Origin of the sequence: Chengkuizengella axinellae (genome assembly GCF_030730905.1) — a bacterium.
Lineage (GTDB): Bacteria > Bacillota > Bacilli > Paenibacillales > KCTC-33759 > Chengkuizengella > Chengkuizengella axinellae.
On record NZ_JAVAMP010000003.1, the window covers coordinates 147,161 to 166,502 of the forward strand.

13 protein-coding genes are annotated in these 19,342 nt (G+C 35.1%); 12 read left to right on the forward strand and 1 reads right to left on the reverse strand.

From position 1 onward, the window contains the following. Window positions 1-42 precede the first annotated feature (42 nt). From Q5Y73_RS10310 to Q5Y73_RS10365, 12 genes are all read left to right on the forward strand, one after another. The gene (locus Q5Y73_RS10310) at window positions 43-603 is read left to right on the forward strand and encodes a spore coat protein (protein WP_305991810.1); all 561 of its coding nucleotides are present in this window, start codon (window positions 43-45) and stop codon (window positions 601-603) included. Window positions 604-786: 183 nt separating this feature from the next. Then, the gene (locus Q5Y73_RS10315; RefSeq protein ID WP_371320186.1) at window positions 787-1,596 is read left to right on the forward strand and encodes a DUF92 domain-containing protein; all 810 of its coding nucleotides are present in this window, start codon (window positions 787-789) and stop codon (window positions 1,594-1,596) included. A 73-nt stretch (window positions 1,597-1,669) separates the two neighbouring features. Next, entirely contained in the window at window positions 1,670-2,737 is a 1,068-nt protein-coding gene (locus tag Q5Y73_RS10320) for a M42 family metallopeptidase (RefSeq protein WP_305991811.1), read from the forward strand. A 227-nt stretch (window positions 2,738-2,964) separates the two neighbouring features. Beyond that, complete coding sequence (locus Q5Y73_RS10325; protein ID WP_305991812.1) at window positions 2,965-3,552, forward strand: guanylate kinase; 588 nt, start codon at window positions 2,965-2,967, stop codon at window positions 3,550-3,552. 198 nt (window positions 3,553-3,750) lie between these two features. Continuing rightward, a complete protein-coding gene (gene thiH / locus Q5Y73_RS10330) occupies window positions 3,751-4,851 on the forward strand; it encodes a 2-iminoacetate synthase ThiH (RefSeq protein ID WP_305991813.1) in 1,101 nt (366 codons plus the stop codon). A 12-nt stretch (window positions 4,852-4,863) separates the two neighbouring features. Next, complete coding sequence (locus tag Q5Y73_RS10335; RefSeq protein WP_305991814.1) at window positions 4,864-5,967, forward strand: TIGR04053 family radical SAM/SPASM domain-containing protein; 1,104 nt, start codon at window positions 4,864-4,866, stop codon at window positions 5,965-5,967. Between the two features lie 442 nt (window positions 5,968-6,409). Beyond that, window positions 6,410-7,801: an efflux RND transporter periplasmic adaptor subunit gene (locus Q5Y73_RS10340; protein WP_305991815.1), complete on the forward strand. Its 1,392-nt coding sequence runs from the start codon at window positions 6,410-6,412 to the stop codon at window positions 7,799-7,801. Next, entirely contained in the window at window positions 7,801-10,872 is a 3,072-nt protein-coding gene (locus tag Q5Y73_RS10345) for an efflux RND transporter permease subunit (RefSeq protein ID WP_305991816.1), read from the forward strand. The genes Q5Y73_RS10340 and Q5Y73_RS10345 overlap by 1 nt, the downstream gene beginning before the upstream one ends. Window positions 10,873-10,887: 15 nt before the next feature. Further along, complete coding sequence (locus tag Q5Y73_RS10350) at window positions 10,888-12,111, forward strand: TolC family protein (protein WP_305991817.1); 1,224 nt, start codon at window positions 10,888-10,890, stop codon at window positions 12,109-12,111. 206 nt (window positions 12,112-12,317) lie between these two features. Next, window positions 12,318-14,042: an efflux RND transporter periplasmic adaptor subunit gene (locus Q5Y73_RS10355; protein ID WP_305991818.1), complete on the forward strand. Its 1,725-nt coding sequence runs from the start codon at window positions 12,318-12,320 to the stop codon at window positions 14,040-14,042. A 2-nt stretch (window positions 14,043-14,044) separates the two neighbouring features. After that, window positions 14,045-17,149 carry an efflux RND transporter permease subunit gene (locus Q5Y73_RS10360; protein ID WP_305991819.1) on the forward strand — a complete coding sequence of 1,035 codons (3,105 nt, stop codon included), beginning with the start codon at window positions 14,045-14,047 and terminating at the stop codon, window positions 17,147-17,149. Between the two features lie 15 nt (window positions 17,150-17,164). Continuing rightward, a complete protein-coding gene (locus Q5Y73_RS10365) occupies window positions 17,165-18,379 on the forward strand; it encodes a TolC family protein (RefSeq protein WP_305991820.1) in 1,215 nt (404 codons plus the stop codon). A gap of 204 nt (window positions 18,380-18,583) precedes the next feature. Here the strand turns inward: Q5Y73_RS10365 and Q5Y73_RS10370 are convergent, their stop codons facing one another. Beyond that, a complete protein-coding gene (locus Q5Y73_RS10370) occupies window positions 18,584-19,246 on the reverse strand; it encodes a pentapeptide repeat-containing protein (protein WP_305991821.1) in 663 nt (220 codons plus the stop codon). Window positions 19,247-19,342: the final 96 nt, after the last annotated feature.

The window sequence follows — 19,342 nt, forward strand, 5'->3', positions numbered from 1 at the left end:
TATTTGTATGACATAGACCATATATTTCAAGGAGATGACAGTATGCCGTTTGGAGCTCATGAAACAATGGAAGTTCATGAAATATTAAATGGAAACATCAATATGATAAATCATTTTTCTCTTTATGCAGAACAATGTCAAGATCATAATTTACGACAAATGATACACACACATATGCAGACAGCAATACAAGGTTACGATCAATTAGTTGCTTATACACATGACTATAATGCAGCAAATAGGTCAATGCAACCTTATTCACAGCCCAATATTCAACCTGGACAGATTCAATATGGTTTGCATCAACCTCAAGCTCATATTCCACAAACCCAGGGTCAGCTTAATGATCAGCAAATTATAGCAGGAATGTTGTGTCTTCATAAAGGCTCTGCAAAAAATCACATCGCAGCTTCTCTTGAATGTGCTGATCCTAATGTGAGAGAAATGCTGACCAATGGTGCAGTAACATGTGCAAATCAAGCTTACGAAGTATTTTTATTCATGAACCAGCAAGGTTCCTATCAAGTGCCAACAATGGAGGACCATACAGCAAAAACTTACCTTCACAGTTATCAGCCTGTGCAACAGATCGCACCTCAATAAACAACTTTAGTGAAAAGATATAATGGGTATTTTCAAATGGATGAAAGTGCCCTAATTACTATCTTTTGAAACCTCCAAACGTTTGAACCATTTGTGAAGGAATATCTTTTATTTATTGTGTATAATGATATGTATGCAGCTTCCTATCAAATGGTTGTTAATATGAATGTTTAGGAGATTTGAATGATTATGATACAGTGGATCATTGGTTTTTTAGGAAGTTTTCTAATAGCTGGTGCAGCTTTTTGGAAAAAATCCTTATCTATTTCTGGTGCTTTGATGGCCATTTGTCTTGGTACTGTAATGTATGCACTTGTTAGCCCAGCTTGGTATGGAACGGTTATTGCATTTTTTGTATCTTCATCTCTTCTTACCAAATGGAAGCATAATACCAAAAAATCAATAGAGGAAGGTTATGAGAAATCAGGAAAAAGAGATGCAGGACAAGTATGGGCTAATGGTGGAATAGCACTTATATTAAGTATAACCTATTATATTTGGCCTGTGTCGATATTCTGGTGGTTTTTTATTGGTGTAATGGCTACGGTGAATGCGGACACATGGGCTACAGAAATTGGGAGCTTGAGTAAAAAACCCCCTCGTTCAATTCTAACATTTAAAAAAGTAACGCCAGGAATATCAGGTGGTGTATCTGCATTAGGGTTATTTTCAAGTATGTTAGGTGGAGGATTTATAGGTTTAGCCGCTTCGTTATTTTCAGCAAAATTGGAAATGGAAATGATCTTTTTCTATATCCTTATGGGGATGATTAGCGGTTTTATTGGAGCGCTGACAGATTCTTTCATCGGTGCAAAGTTGCAAGTGATGTATTACTGTGAAAAATGCAAAAAAGAAGTTGAAAGCTTTGAACATTGTTCGCACCACGCCCGAAGAGTACGTGGTTGGAAGTGGATGAATAATGACAGAGTAAACATGATTAGTTCAGTTGTTGGCGGATTAGTAGCAATGTTAATGGGAATCTTATTTATATAATTTTTAAAATGTGATTCTAATTTGTCCAAAATTTTGGTAAAATAATAAATACAAATATATGGAAGTGATAGCAATGAATGCGGAAACATTAAAACTATTTAAAACATTAACTGAAATGCCGGGGGCATCAGGGTTTGAAAAAGATATTCGAGGGTTTGTTAGATCAGAGCTTGAAAAGTATACAGATGAGATTATCCAAGATCGATTAGGTAGTATTTTTGGGGTGGTTCGAGGAAATGAACATGGTCCAAGAGTTATGGTAGCTGGTCATTTAGATGAAGTTGGTTTTATGGTGACCAAGATTACAGATAACGGCATGATTCGTTTTCAACCTTTAGGTGGTTGGTGGAGCCAAGTACTATTAGCTCAACGTGTACAAATTATCACTCAAAATGGTCCTGTGATTGGTGTCATCGGTTCAACACCACCACATCTTTTAAGTGAAGCACAGCGAATTAAACCGGCTGATATGAGTCAAATGTTTATTGATGTTGGAGCTGATGATCGTCAGGATGCAGAAAACATGGGGATACGTCCAGGATTGCAAATTGTTCCGATTTGCCCTTTTACAGTGATGTCCAATCCTAAAAAGATATTAGCTAAAGCATGGGATAATCGTTATGGTGTTGGCTTGGCGATTGAATTGCTTAAAGAAATAAATAAAGAACAACTGCCTAATATTCTATTTACAGGTGCGACAGTACAAGAAGAAGTTGGCGCTAGAGGAGCTATTACAGCTGCGAATTTGGTGAAACCTGATATTTTTTATGCACTTGATGCAAGCCCTGCCAATGATACAACAGGAGACAAGAATGAATTCGGTCAGCTTGGTAAAGGTGTATTATTACGTATATTAGATAAAGGAATGGTTACTCTTCAAGGAATGAAGGATTTTATATTGGATACAGCGGAATCCAATCATATTCCTTATCAATATTTTGTATCTGCAGGTGGTACAGACACGCAAAATGTTCATCTTCATGGTATCGGTGTCCCTTCAGCTGTCATCGGTTTGTGTTCAAGATATATACATACTTCATCCTCCATACTGCATGTGGATGATTACGAAGCAGCAAAAGAATTGTTAGTTAAATTAGTGAAAACTACAGATCAATCTACGTATCAAGAGATTATTAAATAATTAAGGTTCTTTAATTTCATTTTATTTCATATATTGCTTTCGATTACATAGATGTATTGACACTGTTGATTAATTTATGTATTGGAAATTTCCATGATCATATGGCTTAGGGCTCCGCAAAAGGGATGGATGTAGTCCCTAATAAAAGAGATGTTTCTATTTTGAGGACGGAGTGCGAGTGCAGTTCTCCTCACTTTTGTGGGTGTTATATTAAAAGGAGGGATTTTATGTATCAATTGAAGGAAAAAGAAATGATTTTTGTTTTCACAGGTCCAGATGGTTCTGGAAGAAAAACTGTGGCAGATATGGTTGGTACGACATTGGGGATAAAGAAAGTAATCTCCTATACCTCAAGAGCAAAACGTCCGAGTGAAGTAGATGGTCAGGATTATCATTTTATTTCACGTGAGCAATTTGAAGAAGGCATAAACAACAAAGAATTTGTTGAAGTGACTGAAATTGATGGGAATTTTTATGGAATAAAAGGATATGATATTGAACAAGAGTTTAAAAACAACGATTTCATTTATCTCATATTAAATTCATCTGGAGCTAGAACCTTAAAAAAGCTTTTTGGAGAGAAAGTCAGTCGTATTTATATTTATGTGGATCGTGATATTATCATTGAAAGGCAAAAAGCTTTAGGGGTTAGTCAAGAAATTATAGATTTTCATTTTAAACATTATGATGAAGATATGGCTTACAAGGATGAATGCAAGCATGCAGTTGAAAATACAGATTTAGCTCATACCGTATTCGCAGTAACTGAAATATTAGAAGGATATATGGATCGTCAATTAGAAGAAAAAGATTAAATAAAATAAGTTATTAAATTAAAACTCGCCAAAAAGGGCGAGTTTTTTTCTGAATTTATATATTGTCATGTGACAAACTTCATAGTACAACCAATGCGTTTGAATTATATTTTTATTAATAGTGAAGCTCTATAATGAGCTTTTTTTGTCATTAAATAATTTATGTATTGTTTTTTTTATGAATTGGGAGGGTTTTTGATGGGGTTTTATGAGACTTTAAAGGAATTAGAGTATACTCCTTTTGAATCTATTTTTTCGTCTATTTCTTCAGCTGAAATAGAAAGGATTTTACAGAAGAAATATGTAAATGATGCTGATTTTTTAACTTTATTATCACCTGCAGCAATACCATTCTTAGATGTATTAGCAAAAAGAGCTGGAGAAACTACTGCAGAACATTTTAACAAAAAAATAGTGCTTTATGCTCCGCTTTATATATCTGATCATTGTGTGAATCACTGTGATTACTGCAGCTTTAGTGTGATTCATACATTTGAGAGGAAAAGATTATCCATTCCTGAAATTGAGTTAGAAGCAAATGTTTTAAAGGAAAAAGGGATTCAACATGTGGTTGTTTTAACAGGAGAATCTAAAGCTCATGTTTCGTATTCTTTTTTTAAAAAAGTCATTGAAATATTAAAAGATAAATTTGAATCTGTTTCAATAGAAATCCAGCCTTTAGAATCACATCAATATGAAGAACTAAGGGTTAATGGTGTAGATGGACTTACTGTTTATCAAGAAGTATATGATGAGGAAATATACAAGAAAGTTCATATTAAAGGTCCCAAAAGAAACTATTTATATCGATTAGATACAGCTGAAAGAGCTTGTAAAGCTGGAGTATCTAATGTGAATATTGGTGCTCTATTAGGATTGGGAGAATGGAGAAAAGAAGCTTTTTTTACAGCAATGCATGTAAAATACTTACAAACAAAATATCCTAAAACACAAATTGGTATATCCTTTCCTAGAATAAGACCTCATATAGGTGAATTTGAACCCGCAGTAAATGTAACAGATGAAAATTTAATTCAAATCATGTTAGCTACTCGTTTGTTCTTGCCTAAGAGTCCTATGAACATATCGACAAGAGAAAACCCGACATTAAGAGATCAATTAATTTCATTTGGCGTTACTAATATGTCTGCAGCTTCTTCTACAGCTGTAGGAGGGTATGTTAAACAAGAGTCGATGGAGAACACTAATTATCAATTTGATATTTCCGATGAAAGAAGTGTAAATGATATTGCAACAATGCTAAAACAAAAAGGGTTTATTCCTGTAGTGAATCCATAAGGAGGGATATATATGTTCAATCGTGATTATCATTTAAATCCATTTATCGTCATTTGGGAATTAACTAGGGCTTGTGAATTAAATTGTTTACATTGTCGAGCAGAAGCACAGTATAAGAGAGATCCTAGAGAACTTTCATTTGAAGAGGGTAAGAATCTAATCGATCAAATTTATGATATGGACAATCCATTATTAGTTTTTACAGGAGGAGATCCATTAGAACGTGAAGATGTATATGATATAGCAGAATACGCTGTTCAAAAAGGGGTTAGAGTGTCCATGACCCCAAGCGCAACTCCAAATGTAACACAAGAAGCGATCAAAAAAGCGAAGGAAGTTGGATTGTCTCGTTGGGCATTTAGCTTAGATGGACCTACAGATTTAATTCATGATCATTTCAGAGGAACGAGTGGTTCATTTGATTTAACAATGAAAGCAATTAAATACATTAACGAATTAAACCTTCCTCTTCAAATCAACACCGTAGTTTCTAACTATAATATTGAAGTATTGGAGGAGATGGCTCAATTAGTAGAGGATTTAAATTGTGTTTTGTGGAGCGTTTTTTTCTTAGTTCCAACAGGACGAGGAAAAATATCTGATATGATTACTCCTGATCAGCATGAAGAAGTTTTTCAGTGGTTATATGAATTGAGTAAAAAAGTGTCATTTGATATTAAAACAACAGCAGCACAGCATTATCGCAGAGTTGTAATTCAAAATAAACGGGATGAAAAAAATAATCATGCGGATAAGATCAACTATGCTCAATCACTAAGAAATGGTCAGACAGGTACAATAGATGGATTAGGTCGTGCACCAAAAGGTGTAAATGACGGAAATGGATTTGTTTTTATTTCTCATGTTGGAGATGTGTATCCGAGTGGATTATTACCTGTCAAAGCCGGAAATGTTAGAGAGACACCATTATCAAACATTTATCGTGAATCAGAGATATTCAAGCAATTACGAAATCCAAATTTGTATAAAGGAAAATGCGGAGTTTGTGAATACCGTTTTGTGTGTGGAGGTTCTAGATCAAGAGCTTATGCTCTTACAGGGGATTACCTTGAGAGTGAACCATATTGCACTTACATTCCAAAAAAAAGTATATAAAATCTCTGAGAGACTCAGATAGAAGTCTTAGTCTTTCTTTTTAAACAATATTCAAGCCACCAACCTAGGTTGGTGGCATTTTTTTAAAAAAATTCAACAATTGATTCAATTATTTATCAGTAGAAAACCAACCTCACCATCAGCATCTTTTTTGTAAACGATCAAAGGATTGTCATCTTCATCAACTACAAAGTATGTCCATCCTTCATGTTCTGCTCCTTCATATTAACAAAAAACGACAATCACAGATTTTGTGAACTATGATTTAATTCATAGTAGTTCATATACAGTTCATATTTCTATACTAAAATGTTTAAGGGTTAGTCAATTCTACATAGCCTAGTTAATATATTTATCATAATGACTAAGCTTAGAAATAATTTGCAGTGGGAGTGGAGATTCATTGCATAATCTTTTGTTCACGAAGGGAATGTATAGAAAAATGAAAAAAAGCATTGTGATTTTATTAGCATTATTGGTGGTTGCTGGTTGTTCAGCAGCAGGTGGTCCACAAAGTGGTTCCTCTCAAGAAATGGCGAATTTACCAAAAGTAGCAGTTGAGATTGAAACCATCAAAAATGGGGATATACAAGAAAGTAAAAAATTAATAGGAAATATCGAAGCTGCATCCGAAATTCAGGTTTTTCCTGATCTCACAGGAGAATTAGTAGATCTCCAAGTTGAAAATGGAGACCAAGTAGAAGCGGGTCAAGTTTTAGCTATCTTGGATGGGGAAAATCAAATGGATAGTTTGCAGTTAGAGCAAAAAACGGTTGAGAGTGCAAGGCAGCAATTGAATAATGCAATTCTTACTAGAGAGCAGGCAGAACAAAGACTAAAAGACGCACAAACTAGTGAAGAAGGTACTTCTTCAACTGATTTAGATTTGGAAAATTTAACAATAGCACTTGAAGATGCACAAACAAATCGTGAAAGACTAGAGCGTTTATATGAAGAGGGCGCTGTTTCGTTGCAGGATTTAGAACGTGCACAGCAGCAAGAAACACAAGCTCAAATCTCACTTGAAAAAGCTCAGTTGAATACAGGAAGCAATCTTGAACAATTACAATTAGACTTAGAGAAAGCACAAGTTGGAGTTCAACAGAGCCAAACCTCTTTGGATCAGGCTCAATTAAGGTTGTCTCAAGCTCAACGAAATGTAAATGATACAACAGTGTATGCACCTATTTCTGGTGTAATTAAAGGCCTGGATATAGAAGTAGGAGAAAATGCATCTACTCAGCAGCCTTTACTGACAATTACAAATGTATCAGAATTTATCATTACTACACAAATTACAGCTGAGCAAAAAAGACTGGTTCCCCTTGGAACAGAAGTTGAAGTGCATTCATCTGTGAAGGATGGATATAAAGCAGAAGTGATATATATTTCACCTACAAGAAATGATATTGGTTTATTTGATGCAGAGCTGCGATTTACTGAAACAGATGATCAATTAACTACAGGTGAAGTTGTACAATTAGTGTTCAGCAGCACATTAGTGGAAGATGAAGTGTTAGTTCCTACACATGCCATCATTCAAAAAGGAAATGAAGCATACGTATTTTTAGCAAATGAAGGTAAAGCAGTAAAAAAAGAAGTTGAGATCCTAAATATGCAATCTAATTTAACAGCAGTTAAAGGTGATCTTGAAGCTGGGGATGATCTTATTATCAATGGTCATAAGCTAGTTTCTGACGGAATGCTGATATTGCTTCCAAGTGAGCAACAAACATCAGAAGACGAGACTCAGCCGGATGAAAAAGTAGACGAAGAAACTAACTCTGAGCAAGAAAAATCTGATGATAATGCAGCCGCTGGAGGTGGCAATTAATGCATCTTATAAAAACAGCGGTACAGCGTCCAGTTAGTGTAATTATGCTGGTCATCTGTGTTTTAATTATTGGGACGATATCTTTAAGAAATATACCAATTGATCTTTTTCCTGAGGTTGAAGTCAATGTAGTCACAGTTCAAGCTTCATATAGTGGGGTATCTCCACAAGAAATGGAGAAGCTTGTTACAAGACCATTAGAGGAGCAAATTGCTTCTTTAAATGGAGTTGAATCCATTAATTCACAGTCAAGTTCAGGAGTTTCATTTATTCTAATTGAGTTTGGTACAGATATTGAACTTGATCAAGCCGTTACAGATTTGCAGGAAAAAATAAATAAAGCGAATTTACCAGATGATGTAGATACTCCTAATGTTCTAAAATTTGATATCAACAGTCAGCCTATTATTTATTTAGGGTTAACAGGTAAGGATACGACTACTTTGGAAAGTATTGCAGATGATATATCAGCAAACTTTGAAAAGCTTGAAGGTGTAGCATCCGTTGATATTACAGGTGGAACAGATCGTGAAATTCAAGTTACATTGAATCCAATTCTGCTTGAGCAATATAATCTAACAGCAACAGACGTAGTGAATGCAATAAGAAATAAAAACACGGCTTCAACAGTTGGAGAAGTATTGCAGGGTGATACTGAAGTACAAGTTAGAGTGGATGGTGAATATGATACTCTAGATGAAATTAGAAATACAGCCATTTCACTGCAAGATGGAACAACTATAACAGTGGAAGATGTAGGTGATTTAGAGGATACAGTTAGTGATGTTCAATCACAATCTAATATAAATTCAGAACCCGCAGTTATACTATCTATTTCTAAACAATCTGGAACAAATACAATAGCAATTACGGATTTAATACATGAAGAAATTGCAAACATTCAGAAGGATTTAGGCGAAGGGGTAGAATTAGAAGTTGTATTTGATACCTCTACATTTATTAGAGATTCAATCAGCGGTGTTGTACTCAGTTTATTGGCTGGTGGATTTTTTGCCATCCTCGTACTATTGTTCTTCTTAAGAAGTATTAGAGCAACCGCAGTTATAGCCTTATCTATTCCGTTTGCTATTATTTCTACGTTTATATTAGTAGATCGTTTTGATCAAACCCTAAACATTATTACTTTATCTGGTTTAGCTTTAGGGATTGGAATGATGGTAGATAGCTCCATTGTTATACTAGAAAATATCGTAAAATACAGGCAAAATGGGATGGATGCAAAAGAAGCAGCCATTAAGGGTGGTAGCGAATTAATATCAGCGGTAATAGCATCTACAACTACGACAGTTGTTGTCTTTGTACCAATGATGATTATAGATGCTGGTATTTTGTCACAAATATTCTTGCCTTTAGCAATGGTTGTGGCCTTTGCATTGCTTGCCGCATTGCTTGTTTCACTAACCTTAGTACCAATGCTGGCAGCTGGGTTCCTTAAAACGAATGTTCATGAGAAATTAGCAAAAGAAGCTAGATGGCTGCAGTTCATAAATAACGTTTATAATAAGCTGCTAAGATGGAGCTTGAGACGTAGATGGATTGTTGTTTTATTAACATTTGTCATTATTATCGGAAGTTTGTTTTCAATTTCACTGCTCAATATAACAACGTTCCCAACATCTGGTCAAAATCAAATTCAATTATCTGCTAATTTTGATGATGGTGTTGAATTTGATGTAGTTCAAGATTATGGGAATCAAATTGATGGTATATTGAGGAAGTATGAAGATAATATTGAAATGCAATATACGGAAATAAGTGCTACAAATATCACTACATTTTTATTATTGTATGATGAAGGTGATAGAGAAATAAACAATGAGGATATTTCCAAAGCTATACAAGATGACTTAGATGCTTCAATTGTAGGTATCGAAGTGAAGGCTGTCCAACAAACTAGTACTGTTGGGGGAACAGATTCAGATATTACTGTAACGATATCTGGTCCAGAGCAGGATGTACTTGAAACATTAACGGATCAAGTAGACCTTCTATTATCAGGTATTCCTGCATTAGAAAATGTTGAGGTACCTGGATTAAGCGGTCAGCCACAGCTTACAGTTACAGTGGACGATGAGTTGGCAGGGCAGTATAACTTAAGTCAAGGTCAAATCATGGCCCAATTAAATGAAACATTTAAGGGCTCAACAGCTACTAAATTCCGTGAAAACGGAGATGAGTTCGATGTAGTTGTTCAGCTTCCAGAATCAGAGAGAGAAACAATTGAATCATTGAACGCATTCTTATTAACAACTCCTACTGGTGGACATGTGCCATTAATATCAGTAGCAACAGTGGAGCAAACATTAGGACCTGTCTCAATTCAACGTGTAGATCAGAAGCAAGAATATTCTGTTACAGCTGATATGGTAGAAGGTGCTGATGTACGTCAAGCTACAGCTGAAGTAGATCAAGTATTATCTCAAATTCCAGTACCTAAAGGATATGAGGTAACTACAGGCGGAATTCAAATGGACTTTAACGAATCGGCCGTTGATTTATTGCTTATATTAGCATTAGCTATATTCTTAGTTTATACAGTGATGGCAGTACAATTTGAATCATTTTCATATCCATTTATTGTGATGTTTTCATTGCCAACGACTGTTGTGGGTGTTATATTTGGATTATTAGTAACTGGGACAGAGTTAAGCTTTCCAGCATTAATTGGATTAATTGTCCTTGCTGGGATTGTAGTTAACAATGCAATTGTATTAATTGATTATGTGAATCAATTAAAACGTAAAGGTACTGAACGGAATGAAGCGATTATTGAAGCAGGTAAAAGTCGTTTAAGGCCAATTCTTATGACAAGTTTTACTACAGCACTTGGGATGCTGCCAATCGCAATGGGGATTGGTGAAGGTAGTGAAACACAGCAGCCAATCGGGGTTGTAGTCATATTCGGTTTATTGTTTTCAATGGCATTTACATTATTATTGATACCAGTTATATATACCATCGTTGATGATGTAAGCCGTAAATTTACTAGCATATTTAGCAGAAAAAATAAAAATACTGAACCAAAAGATCCAACAGTAGTTAGTAGTTAAGGAGAGGTGAAACGAATGAAAAAACGAATATTAGTCGCATGTTTAGCGTTAGCAATTCCAACAATGACCGTTTTGGCAGCTGAAAGAGTGAAACTATCAGTTAATGAAGCGGTAGATGAGATACTTTTAAAAGACACGAGTTTAGAAAAATTTGAATTAGATGAGTTTAAACTTACTAGTGCTGCAAATGCATTTATGGGCACTTTCTCAGAAGAACTGGAAGAACTGCAGGATGTTCAACAGGAGTATACTGAACAAGCAACTCAGTGGGGAGTAGAGTTTAAGGCTTATTCCTTGCTCTATAATTATTTAAAATTAGAAGAAGCCGTAAAATTGCAGGAAGAAAATTTAGAAGTCACAAAAGGTGATGCAAGTATAGTAGGAATCAAATATGATGAAGGTTTGGCATCTAAACAAGATTTTATTCAAGCTGAGATGAGTGTTTCAAATGCAAAACTTTCTTTAGAAACTGCTAAACAAAGTTTAAAATCACTAGAATATGAATTGAATCAAATGCTTGATCTGGATCTGTTAACTTCTTTAGAAATTGAAGATATAGGAGATATTAAGCGCCTTAAGTCCTCTGAATATAAAGCTGAAAAAGTAGCAGATGAAATGAAACTTGGGCATGAATCTCTTACATTCTATCGCTTTGTGATGGAGACATATGAGGAGATCATTGAAGAGTCTGAGGATCTTAAAGGTTATGGGAGTTATGCTGGTCAGATCAGTGGTATAGAGGCTCAAATTAAAGTTGTGGAAGCAGAAATTGAAGAGTTAAAGAATGTTCCAGAACCGGATGAAACTGAAATAGCTAAAAAAGAAGCTGAGAAATTATATTATATAGAAACTCTAAATGATCTGGAAACCCAAGCGAATAAAGATAAAAGAAAAGCAGAAGATGACATTCAAGATTATTATGGACAAGAAAAAGAAAAAGCACAAATGGATTTATTTGATCAAATGGATTTATTAGAATTAAATGCTTATCGTTTTGCTGATGAGTTTGAAGTCTCTCATATGAAATTAAACACTTTAGAAGATAATATAAAAACTCAAGAAGAATTATATAAAATGATGCAAGTCCGTTTTGATGAAGGGTTCATTACAGCTACAGATTTAGAAAAAAGTCGTGTAGGTGTATTAAATGCGAAGATGGATTTATTAAATGCTGAGATTGATTATGCATTATTAAAAGTAGAGTATGAATTGTTTAAAGAAGGATTTTTACCTAGATAATTAAGATAATATAGGGCGTTCGAAAATAGGTACTGGATATATTTCCAGTGCCTATTTTTTTTGCAAAGAATACAGTAGATTTAGTGTTGCAAAAAGGGAGATTTACTTCTGTTATATATACAGTTCCTGACATCTCATGGACACATAACTTGTATATGATATTTCTTATATATAAAGACTTGTTCACCGAGGAGGAGAGTATGTAAATGAAATGGAAAAAAGTGATCATTACGATTATTGCGCTGGCTTTTGTAGTTGGATGTTCAAGTGAAGAATCAACAGAAGGACAGCCTTCGGATATGCCTAATGGCGGTTCACCTAGTGCTGCTCAAGGCGCTGGTGGCATGGGTATGGGCGGAATGGGTGGCATGGGCGGAGGTCAAATGCCACCAGGTGGAATGGGCCAAAGATCTGCTCAAATCGCAACCGTTGAACTTCAGGATATTGAAAAAGGAAGTCTAGATGTAACTCAACGTTTATTAGGGACTGTAGTCCAGTCATCTGAAGTTGAGGTCATCTCAGACATGAACGGCGAGATCGTTAATTTATTGGTCAGCAAAGGTGATAGTGTGGAAAAAGGACAGGTCATAGCTGAGTTGGATTCTTCCAACTTAGAAGATGCTTTGCTGCAGGAACAAAACAGTTTAGCAAGTGCTAATCAACAATTGGATAATGCTCTGCTCTCTTATGATCAAGCAAAGCAAAAATTAGAGGATGCACAATCAGGAACGATTAATGAACTGGATTCAGAAAATTTAAAATCTGTATGGGAGGATGCACAGGAAAACGTTGCAAGTATGGAACGTTTATATGAAGAAGGTGCTGTGCCTTTAGATGATTTAGAAAAGGCTCAGGATCAAGAGGAACAAGCTAAGTTAGCTTATGAAAAAGACACTTTAAATAGTGAAAATGATGTTGAATCAGCTGAGCTTTCGTTACAGCAAGCGCAAAATTCTGTTGATTCTGCTAAAATTTCTGTTTCTCAGGCACAATTGAAGTTAGATCAAGCAACAGAAAATTTCAATGATGCTGTCATTTACGCACCTATTGCTGGAGAAATCACAGCTTTGAATATAAACGCAGGTGATCAAGTTTCTACACAGGCTTCGATAATGACAATTACAGATGTATCTGAAATGATGATCACATCTAAAATTACAGCTGAACAGAAGTCTTTATTACCTGTTGGGTCAGAAGTAGAGGTAACTACAACATCACAATACAAACCAGTAAAAGCAACGGTTACTTATGTGTCTTCAGTTAGAAACCCAGACGGTTTTTTTGATGTGGAAATACATTTAGATAATGAATCAGAAAATACAATTCAAAATGGCGATATAGCACAAATTATTCTGTCAACTACATTAGTAGAAAACGAGTATATCGTTCCAACTAATGCGGTTTTTCTGAAAGAGGATAGCAATTATATATTCGTAGTAGATGCGAATTCTGACATGAAAACTGCAATGAAACGAGAAGTTGAAATAATCAACTTACAATCAGATTATACAGCGATAAAAGTAGAGCTTGTAGAAGGTGAACAATTGATTGTTGACGGGCAAGCGCAAGTTTCTGATGGAATGCCTGTTTTATTGCCTGGTGAAGAACCACCAGAAGGAATGATGCCAAATCCAGACGGTAATGGTGAAAGAACCCCGCCTGAGGGAATGGATCCAAACGCTGCTGGTAATGGGGAGCGACCTCGACCAGAAGGAATGGATCCGGATGCTGCTGGTAATGGGGAGCGACCTCGACCAGAAGGAATGGATCCGGATGCTGCTGGTAATGGAGAGCGACCTCGACCAGAAGGAATGGATCCAAATGCTGCTGGTAATGGAGAGCGACCTCGACCTGAAGAAATGAATCCCGATGCAAACTCTAGTGGTCAAGCACCTGAAGGAAATGGCGATTCAGATGTTGGAGGGAATTAATTATGAATCTTTTAAAAACATCTGTTAAAAGACCCGTTAGTGTCATCATGATTGTGATATGTGTTTTGATCATGGGTGTGGTTTCTATGCGAGATATCCCAGTTGATTTATACCCTGAAATGGAAATGCCTATGCTAAGCGTAAGTGTCAATTATACAGGGGTAGCCCCTCAGGAGATGGAGTCATTAGTTACAGAACCTTTAGAAAATCAAATTGCATCCTTATCAGGAATAAAAACGATGACTTCAACTACAAGCACAGGATCAACCTCAATTCGGATAGAATATGAATCTGATGTAGATCTAGATGAAGCATACACTGAATTACAAAGCACCGTAGCAGCCATTAGGGGATTGCCTGATGAAGCTGGTGATCCAAATGTTAGAAAGTATGATCCAAATAGTGCACCTATTATGACATTAGGTTTACTGGGAGATGACTTGGTTGAACTGGAACAAGAAGCAAATGATATTTTGGTTAATTTTCAAAGAATTGAAGGGGTCGCTTCTGTAGACATCGAAGGAGGCGAGCAAAAGGAAATTAAGGTAACTCTTGATCCGCTTCAATTAGAACTATATGGAATTTCATCATCAGATGTTGAAAGTGCGATTCGAAATAAAAATAATGCGTCAACAGTTGCTAGTGTTCCTCAAGGTGATGTGAGTGTTTCAGTACGTGTTGATGGTGAATATGAGTCCATTGAAGATATAAGCAATACGCTTATTCCACTTTCAAATGGTAACTCTATTAAGGTAAAAGATATCGCGGTAGTAGAGGAAGTGTTAACTGAAAGGACTTCCATAACAAAAGTGAATGGTTCACCAGCTGTATTGTTGAGTGTTTCAAAGCAGTCTAACAGCAATACGATTGAAATCTCTGATGCAGTGCAAGAAGAAGTTGAGAAACTGCAAGAAGAGATAGGTGAGGACTTCGAACTCATAGTTGTTTCAGATGAATCTGAGTTTATTAGAACATCTATCAATAGTGTGTTGATTAGTTTAGTGGCAGGTGCTTTTTTTGCCATTATAGTATTGCTGATATTCTTAAAAAGCATACGTGCAACAGCAGTCATTGCTGTTTCCATTCCTATAGCAATTATTACAACATTTATTTTTGTTCGATATACTAATCAGACCTTTAATATTATTACTTTGTCTGGATTAGCTTTAGGTCTTGGGATGATGGTAGACAGCTCCATTGTTATTTTGGAAAATATAGTAAAATATCGAAAAGAAGGATTAGGACCTAAACAAGCTGCAATTAAAGGTGGGGGAGAATTAATATCGGCAGTAATTGCCTCCACAACTACGACATTAGTAGTGTTCATTCCAATGATGTTCATCGATAGCGGGACGATAACAGATTTATTCTTACCACTAGCTATTATGGTTGCTTTTTCTTTAATAGCTGCTCTAATTGTTGCAATGACTTTAGTGCCGATGGTTGCATCAAAACTTTTAAAATCAAAAGATCATAATAAACTAATGAATGAACCTCGTTGGATGAGCTTTTTAAGTCATCAGTATTCAAAGTTACTAAAATGGAGTCTGAAATTCAGATGGATTGTCGCTATATTTACTATCGTATTAACGGTAAGCAGTATATTTTTTATAACTAGTTTGAATATGACTACTTTTCCGACCTCTGAAGAAGATTCCATTACAATTTCTGCCGGTTTTGAAGAGGATACAGATATTTCAATTGTCGAAGAGTATGCAGTTCAAGTAGAAGAGATGTTAAAAGAATATGAAGATGATATAGAATTGCAAGAGCTCAGCATTAGATCTTCAAGAATTACAGTTAATTTAGATTTAATTGATCAGGACGAAAGGGAGCTTACAAATGCGGCGCTTCAAAGTGAAATACAGGAGAAAATGAAAGAAATCCCTGGAGCAAGCGACTCTTCTGCACAACGATCTAGGAGGGGAGTTAGCACATCTACTGGTGATATCAATATTACTTTATCTGGTTCTGATCAAAAATCATTAACTAATTTAGCTGAAGAAGTGGAAATAGTATTATCGTCTAATTTAAATTTAGAAAATGTTGAAGTTCCTCAAACAAGTGGAGAACCTCAGCTAACAATCACTGTAGATGATGAATTAGCTCAAATGTATGGATTGAGTCAAAATCAAATCATTAGCCAAATATCCGACAACTTCAATGAGACTAGAGTAACACAGCTCAGAGAAGGTGGATATGAGTACAATATTTCTATTGGCCTTCCAGATTATCAAACGGAAAGCATTGCTGCACTATCTTCTTTTCAATTATCAACACAATCTGGAAATTATGTGCCTTTATTATCCGTTGCATCGATAGACTCAACCATAGGTCCTACTGCTATAACGAGAGTAGATCAAAAAAATGAACTATCTGTAACAGCAGATATAGTGGATGGAGCTAATTTGGCTGAAGTCACAGCAGAAGTGGAAGAAGCTGTTGAATCTATTTCTGTTCCATCAGGTGCTGATATCTCTGTTGGAGGAACGCAGGAAGAGTTTGACGAAACAATCATACCTTTATTACTGACTGTTGCATTAGCGATATTCCTGGTATACACAGTGATGGCAGTACAATTTGAGTCCTTTATATATCCATTTATTATTATGTTTTCATTGCCAACTACAACTGTAGGTGTAATATTTGGATTGCTTATTACAGGTACAGATCTTAGTTTTTCTGCTATGATAGGTGTGATTGTGCTTGCAGGAATTGTTGTAAATAATGCCATCGTTTTAGTTGATTATATTAACCAATTGAAGAGAAGCGGAGAAAGTCGAAATCATTCCATAGTTCTAGCAGGTAAAAGTAGGTTAAGACCGATCTTAATGACGACTTTAACAACTGTACTAGGGATGGTGCCAATGGCAATAGGGATTGGAGAAGGAACTGAAATGCAACAACCGATTGGAGTTGTTGTCATCTTTGGATTATTAGTCTCTATGTTTTTCACTCTTTTATTTGTTCCAGTAATGTATACCATTATTGATGATGCTGGTCAAAAAATGAGGAAGTTATTCAGAATCAGTGAAGATGAAGAAGATGAGGAAGATGATATAGATTCACAGCAGCAAATGGGAACTACAACAACGATAACAGGATAAGGAGCTGTGTTATTTATGAAAAAAAAGATAATTTCATTGTGTTTAGTCGTTATGATACCAACGATGACTGTAATTGCTAGTGAAAAAGTGAACTATTCTCTTGATGAGGCTGTGAATGAAATCCTAAGTAATGATTCTAGTATACAATCTTCAGAAGATGAAATTGAATTATCAAATGCAGCAAGAAACTATTTGGATGAATTTACGGATGAATTGGAGGAGCTGCAAGAAGTACAGCAAGAGTATAATGAAAAATCAAAGTTATGGTCTGCAGAATATAGTGCCTATGCAGCTATATATGAGTATTTAAAAGCTGAAGAATCATTGCAATTACAAGAAGAAAATTTGGAAATAACGAAAAAAGAATTGGATATTGTAGGTGTGAAATATGATGAAGGTTTAGCTTCAGAACAAGATTTGATACAAGCTGAGATGAGTGTTTCAAATGCAGAATTCGCGCTACAATCCTCTGAACAAAGATTGAATCAAATGAAATATCAATTAAATCAACAACTTGATAATGAACTAAATACAACAATAAACATCAATGATATTGGAGAGATTTCTAGGTTGTCAGCATCGGAATATGATGCAGAAGATGTAGCTTATGATATGACACTTGAGCATGAATCACTTATTTATTATCGATTTGTAATGGATACCTATGAAGAAATTATTGAGGAGTCTGAGGATTTATCAGGTGCAGGTAGTTATTCTGGGCAGATTGACAGTCTAGAAACTCAAATTACAGCTTTGCAAGCAGAAATAGATGAATTAATAGCAAATGGTGCAGAACAAACTATAATTGACGAAAAAGAAGTTGAAAAGCAATATTTAATGGATCAGAAGAGTCAATTAGAAAGTCAAGCAAGCAGTGATCGAAGAAATGCTGAAGAAGATTTACAAGAATATTATGAACAAGAAAAAGAAAAAGCCCAGGCAGATTTGTTTGACCAAATGGATAAGATTGAGTTAGCTGCATATGGTTATGCTGATCAAATTGAACTTGCACATTTACAATTAGATATGCTAGAAGAGAATATTGAAACTCAACAGCAGTTATATGATATGCAAGAAGTACGTTACAATGAAGGTCTAATCACAGCGACCGATTTAGAGAAAAGCCGAACCAATTTATTAGATGCAAAATTAGATTTAGTGAATGCAGAAATGGATTATGCTTTACTCCTAAAAGAGTTTGAGTTATTCAAAGAAGGACTTTTGAAATAATATAACTCCATATTTACTGACAGTGATACCGAACTTAAAAAGAGTCGGCAATGGATTTGTTTTCATTGCTGGCTCTTTTATAACTTAAGAATTTATAAGTTTTTTTACAAATTCAAAGTTTCAACAATAACAACCTCTAATGAAAGATTCGACGACTTCTCCGAGAGACTTCGATAGGAGTTTTTGTTCTATCTAGAGATGATTTTAAATCTTATCTTCTTCTTTTACAGTTAACCCCAGTGCTTTTACAAATGCAATAGCTTGTTCTGGAGATATGATACATCCTTGCAATTCTTGGGTGGAAACAGTTAGATCTTCAAAAAAACAACTGCTTAAATCGATTTCTTTTAAGTTTGTTTTTCCTAAATTTGCTTGATTGATATTGCAATTGGTGAATGTAAGGTTTTTAAATACAGACTCATAAAAGTCTGCATTGCAAAGAGAGCAATTTTTGAATTGTACTTGTTTAAAGTTCGAGAAATTAAAGGAGCTATAATCTGTAAGGCAGTGGTCAAAAATGACGTTACGAAAAGAAGATGCTGAAAGGTCTATACCAAGTAATTTACACTCTTTTATCATAACTCTGTGAATAATAGCGTGACTAAAATCAACATTGATAAGTTCGCATTTTTCAAAACAAACATCAGTTAGTTCGATATTTCTGAAGGATACATTTTCAAAAGATACATTTTTAAATACACATTTTTCAAAAGAAACCTTATCTCCAGATATGTTTTTTATTAAGTTGTTTTCGACAATATTTATACTGTAATATTGTCCTTCCTCAATTTCATGATTTAAGTCCAAAGTTGTTAATGCACTTGGAATATTAGGTGTTACGATTTTACTAACTTTTTGCTTAGGCATTATAATCTTCACCTCTAGTGTATTCTAGTCCGTACTTTATCGTCCATTATTCAGATTATAGAACAAGAGTTCGCTATAATCAAGTGTGAACAACAC

Coding starts and splice junctions, on each gene's coding strand:
- Q5Y73_RS10310 (WP_305991810.1), top strand. CDS start 43: ATGCCGTTTGGAGCTCATGAAACAATGGAAGTTCATGAAATATTAAAT.
- Q5Y73_RS10315 (WP_371320186.1), top strand. CDS start 787: ATGATTATGATACAGTGGATCATTGGTTTTTTAGGAAGTTTTCTAATA.
- Q5Y73_RS10320 (WP_305991811.1), top strand. CDS start 1,670: ATGAATGCGGAAACATTAAAACTATTTAAAACATTAACTGAAATGCCG.
- Q5Y73_RS10325 (WP_305991812.1), top strand. CDS start 2,965: ATGTATCAATTGAAGGAAAAAGAAATGATTTTTGTTTTCACAGGTCCA.
- thiH (WP_305991813.1), top strand. CDS start 3,751: ATGGGGTTTTATGAGACTTTAAAGGAATTAGAGTATACTCCTTTTGAA.
- Q5Y73_RS10335 (WP_305991814.1), top strand. CDS start 4,864: ATGTTCAATCGTGATTATCATTTAAATCCATTTATCGTCATTTGGGAA.
- Q5Y73_RS10340 (WP_305991815.1), top strand. CDS start 6,410: ATGAAAAAAAGCATTGTGATTTTATTAGCATTATTGGTGGTTGCTGGT.
- Q5Y73_RS10345 (WP_305991816.1), top strand. CDS start 7,801: ATGCATCTTATAAAAACAGCGGTACAGCGTCCAGTTAGTGTAATTATG.
- Q5Y73_RS10350 (WP_305991817.1), top strand. CDS start 10,888: ATGAAAAAACGAATATTAGTCGCATGTTTAGCGTTAGCAATTCCAACA.
- Q5Y73_RS10355 (WP_305991818.1), top strand. CDS start 12,318: ATGAAATGGAAAAAAGTGATCATTACGATTATTGCGCTGGCTTTTGTA.
- Q5Y73_RS10360 (WP_305991819.1), top strand. CDS start 14,045: ATGAATCTTTTAAAAACATCTGTTAAAAGACCCGTTAGTGTCATCATG.
- Q5Y73_RS10365 (WP_305991820.1), top strand. CDS start 17,165: ATGAAAAAAAAGATAATTTCATTGTGTTTAGTCGTTATGATACCAACG.
- Q5Y73_RS10370 (WP_305991821.1), bottom strand. CDS start 19,246: ATGCCTAAGCAAAAAGTTAGTAAAATCGTAACACCTAATATTCCAAGT.